The sequence below is a fragment of the Allobosea sp. MMO-172 genome (assembly GCF_037147855.1).
Lineage (GTDB): Bacteria > Pseudomonadota > Alphaproteobacteria > Rhizobiales > Beijerinckiaceae > Allobosea.
The window spans coordinates 1-2,486 of record NZ_JBBCUM010000039.1 but is presented as its reverse complement, the minus strand read 5'-3'; the positions used below and the strand labels follow the sequence as shown (position 1 = coordinate 2,486).

Genomic DNA, 2,486 nt, shown 5'->3' with positions numbered 1-2,486 from the left:
TGTCAAACGGCGCGCAATGTTGCCCCCCGATCGGCGTCCAATATTGACCCCTTGATGAGCTGTGGCGGTCAGGAGGCGGCGCGGCGGAGCTGGTTTGGGTTGCACAGCCGCGCCGGCTCCGGGTCGTCGGCGCGTTGATCGCTCAGAGCCTGTTCTTGAAGCGCCAGCTCTCGTTGCCGGTCTCGACGATGTCGCAGTGATGGGTCAGCCGGTCGAGGAGTGCGGTGGTCATCTTGGCGTCGCCGAAGACGGATGGCCATTCGCCGAAGGCGAGGTTGGTGGTGACGATGACGGAGCTCTGTTCGTAGAGCCTGCTGATCAGGTGGAACAGCAACTGGCCGCCGGACTGGGCGAAGGGCAGATAGCCGAGTTCGTCGAGGACGATGAAGTCCATGCGCGATAGATAGTCGGCCATGCGACCCTGCCGGCCGGCGCGGGCCTCGGCCTCGAGCTTGTTGACGAGATCGACGACGTTGAAGAAGCGCCCCCGCGCGCCGGCACGGATGCAAGCTCGGGCGATGGCGATGGCGAGATGGGTTTTGCCGGTCCCGGTGCCACCGACGAGGACGACATTGCGCTGATGGGCGATGAAGTTGCCGCCTGCGAGGTCGTGGACGAGCGTCTCGTTGAGCGGCGTGCCGTCGAAGACGAAGTCGCCGACATCCTTGGCGAGGGGCAGCTTGGCGATGGTGATCTGGTACTTGATCGAGCGCGCCTGCTTCTCGGCGATCTCCGCCGATAGCAGATCGCCGACGATGCGCTGAGGTTCGTGCTGGCGCTTCACCGCCGTGGTGATGATCTCGTCGAAGGCGGCCTTCATGCCGTAGAGCTTGAGCTCGCCCATGGTGGCGAGAATCTCCGAGCGTTCCATCACACGGCTCTCCTGAGGCTGTCGTATCGGGCGCAATCAGCGGCGGGCTCATGACGCAGGCGCAGCGCATCGGGCGTCATGATGGTGATCGCAGCAGCCGGCTCCCGGCGTCGGGCCAGGATGTTGAGGATGACGTCGGCCGAATGCACGCCCTGCTTCAGCGCCTCGGCGCAGGCGGCTTCGACCGCCGGTAAGCCGTCGCTCAGCACCGTGGTCAGGATATCGACCATCTGCCGGTCACCATCCTGCGCGGCCGCCAGCTTCCGGCGTACCCGATCCAGCGAAGCCGGAAGAACCCAGTCCTTGAAGGGCGCGCCATTGCGCAGGGCGCCCGGCTTGCGGGCCAGCACCGGCACATAGTGCCAGGGATCGAAGGTCGTCTGATCGCGGCCGTAGGAACGGGCGTGCTCGCCGACGATGCGGCCGTCCTGACGCAGCTCGATCCGATCGGCATAGGCGCGGATCTCGACGGGCCGGCCGATCGCGCTCGCCGCAACCGAGTACCTGTTGTTGTCGAAGCGGACCAGGCAGGTCTTCGATACCGCCGCCGGCAACGCATGGAAGCCGTCGAAGCGCCCGACATAGGGAACGAGACTCGGCCGCTCGGCTTCGAAGGCCTCCCAGATCGTGACATCGCGTCGCTCGGGATGGCGATGCGCCTTGGCATAGCTGATCACCTGATCCATCAGCCAGGCGTTCAGCTCGTCGTAGTTCTTGACCCGCAGACGCGGAGCGAAGAAGCGTTCGCGTACGAGCCCGACCTGGTTCTCGACCTGGCCCTTCTCCCAGCCCGAGGCTGGCGTGCAGGCGACGGGATCGACCAGATAGTGGCTGCACATCTGCATGAAGCGCCGGTTATAGGCCCGCTCCTTGCCGACGAAGATGGTCTCCACCGCCGTCTTCATGTTGTCGTAGATGCCGCGCGTGCAGGCGCCCTTGAAGAAGGCGAAGCCCCGGTCGTGGGCGTCGAAGACCATCTCCTGGCTCTCGCGTGGATAGGCTCGCACGAACAGCATGCGCGAATGGCAGAGCCGCAGATGGGCGACCTTCACCTTGGTCGTCACGCCGTTGATGACGACGATCTCGTGGCTCCAGTCGAACTGATAGGCCTCGCCGGGCGCGAAGCTCAGAGGAACATAGGCATCGGCGGTGACGGCGGACTGCTCGCGGCGCCAACCTCGCGCATAGCGGCGGACGGCATCATAGCTGCCCTCGTAACCCCGGCCCCGCAACTCCTCGAAGATCCGGATCAGCGTCAGACGCTCACGAGCCGGCTTGCCCTCGTTGGCCATCAGCAGCCGGTCCAGATCCGGACGCCAGGGCCCGATCTTCGGCTGCGGCTGAACCTTCCGCTCGTACTCGAACGACGTCGCGCCCGAACGCAGCACCTTGCGCACCGTGTTCCGCGAGACGTGAAGCTCGCGGACAATCTCCTTGATGGTCTTCCCCCGGACCGAAAACTCGCGCCGGATCCGCGCAATCGTATCCACGCCCTTCATCCCCCGCCCGCCCGTCTGAAACCAGAACGGACAGTCTCACCGAAACCGGCTCAAGGGGGTCAAAGTTGGACGCCGATCCCCCGCCTCAAGGGGTCAAACTTGCACGCCGAAACACA

Annotated in this window: 2 protein-coding genes; both read right to left on the bottom strand. The window is 65.2% G+C overall.

Annotated features, from left to right (window positions below):
• Nucleotides 1–142: 142 nt before the first annotated feature.
• Complete coding sequence (istB, locus tag WFK61_RS25955) at nucleotides 143–871, bottom strand: IS21-like element helper ATPase IstB (protein ID WP_054211923.1); 729 nt, start codon at nucleotides 869–871, stop codon at nucleotides 143–145.
• On the bottom strand, nucleotides 871–2,370 hold the full coding sequence (gene istA, locus WFK61_RS25950; protein ID WP_054211924.1) for an IS21 family transposase: 1,500 nt from the start codon (nucleotides 2,368–2,370) through the stop codon (nucleotides 871–873). The genes istB and istA overlap by 1 nt, the downstream gene beginning before the upstream one ends.
• Nucleotides 2,371–2,486: the final 116 nt, after the last annotated feature.

Bases quoted from the DNA above. Each gene is read 5' to 3' on its own strand.
- istB (WP_054211923.1), bottom strand. From the start codon at position 871: ATGGAACGCTCGGAGATTCTCGCCACCATGGGCGAGCTCAAGCTCTAC.
- istA (WP_054211924.1), bottom strand. From the start codon at position 2,370: ATGAAGGGCGTGGATACGATTGCGCGGATCCGGCGCGAGTTTTCGGTC.